The 1378-nt window shown below is 76.8% G+C and carries 3 protein-coding genes; 1 reads left to right on the top strand and 2 read right to left on the bottom strand.

Annotation, left to right across the window (positions count from 1 at the left end; translation table 11 throughout):
* Positions 1-398 (bottom strand): hypothetical protein (locus OZN99_RS31610; protein ID WP_270939153.1); only part of this gene is annotated, 398 nt, incomplete at its 3' end.
* A gap of 25 nt (positions 399-423) precedes the next feature.
* On the bottom strand, positions 424-594 hold the full coding sequence (locus OZN99_RS31605) for a hypothetical protein (RefSeq protein WP_270939152.1): 171 nt from the start codon (positions 592-594) through the stop codon (positions 424-426).
* 204 nt (positions 595-798) lie between these two features.
* Between OZN99_RS31605 and OZN99_RS31600 the strand changes: the two genes are divergently transcribed.
* The coding region (locus OZN99_RS31600) for a hypothetical protein (RefSeq protein ID WP_270939151.1) at positions 799-1378 on the top strand (580 nt) is incomplete at its 3' end.

Below are 1378 nucleotides of genomic sequence, written 5' to 3'. Positions count from 1 at the left end.
AGCTCGGCCAGCGCGGCGAAGAGATCGGTCGTCAGGCTCTCCACCGTGGGCGGCGGCGGATCGTGGTCGCTGTCGGCGGAGAAGCCCTGCGCCGTGTTCGCGTCCAGCTCCAGCACGGCGGCGCCGCGGTCGAGCAGCGCGCCGAGCAGCGCGTCGCGCAGCCCCGGCGCGCCGGGCGGGTCGAACAGCAGCACTGCCGCCGCGTCGCCTGGCCGCCAGGCCGCCGGCAGGTTCAGCAGCGCCGGTAGCGGCCGCAGCGCATCGGGGCGGACCGGCTCCACCCACAGCGCCTCGAAGCGCGTGTGCTCGAAGGCCGCGGCGGGCGTCGCCGCCAGCGGCAGGGCGAGCGGCAAGGCGAGCGCGACGGCGGCACAGAGCCGCCGGACGGGACAGGTCATGGCGCGGTCCTCCTCGCGGCGCGCGTCACGGAAAGCCCCAGAAGCTCGGCACCGGCGAAAGCTCCGCGACGGCGAGGTCGGTGCCGGGCGCCGCCGTGGCGGCCGGGGGTGCGATGCGGCCGCCGGCGTAGAGCAGCGCGGCGGCGGCGAGCAGCAGGGCGGCGAAGCTCGCCAGACGGGGATCGGTGCGGGGCATGACGGGTCTCTCCTGGCTTCCGCGCCCGGGATCGGGACGCCCCCGCATGCTCGGCGTGGCGGCCCGCCGGCCGCATCCTCCGTTCGGATGATGGCGCGCGTCCCGGCGCCCGAAGCTTTGCGCCTCGCGATTTCGTGGATTCTTCGGATCGGCGGCGGGCGTGAGGATGCTACCCCCGGGGTGAAGCACACGGAGGCACGCGCCATGTCGCACGCCCGGCTGCTCGCCCTGACCGAGGACATCTACGACGCCGCCGCCGGCGGCACGCCCTGGACCGCCGTCGGCCATGGCCTGGCGGCGCTGGTGCATGCGCGCAGCGCGTCGCTGATGGTGAGCGACGCCGCCGGCGAGGGCGCGGAGCTGCTCTGCCACGCGAACATTCCGGGCGAGGCGGTGGCTGCCTATGCCGCGCATTACCGCGCGCACGACCTCTGGACGCATCGCGCCGCCGCCGCGCTCCGCTCCGGCGGCGCGGCGCCGCGGGTCTGGACCAGCGGACATCTGGTGCCGGAAGCCGAGTTCCTGCGCAGCGAGTTCTGGAACGGCTTCGGCCGGCGCTACGGCCTGCGCTACGTCGTCGGCACCGTCGTGCCGCTCGGCGCCGCGGGCACCATGCCCCTCGGCCTGCACCGCCCGCCGGGCACCGCGCCCTTCGACGAGCCGGAGAAGCGCCTGGTGGAAGCCGCGCTGCCGCACCTCCGCCGCGCGCTGCAGCTGCGCCACCGGCTCTCGGCCGTGGCCACCGCCGCCGCGCCGGCGATCGGGCTGGCCGCGCTGGACGGGC

This window comes from Falsiroseomonas oryzae (genome assembly GCF_027856955.1).
Lineage (GTDB): Bacteria > Pseudomonadota > Alphaproteobacteria > Acetobacterales > Acetobacteraceae > Falsiroseomonas > Falsiroseomonas oryzae.
Note: the sequence above shows the minus strand (reverse complement) of the source record. Positions and strands in the feature narration are given on the sequence as shown.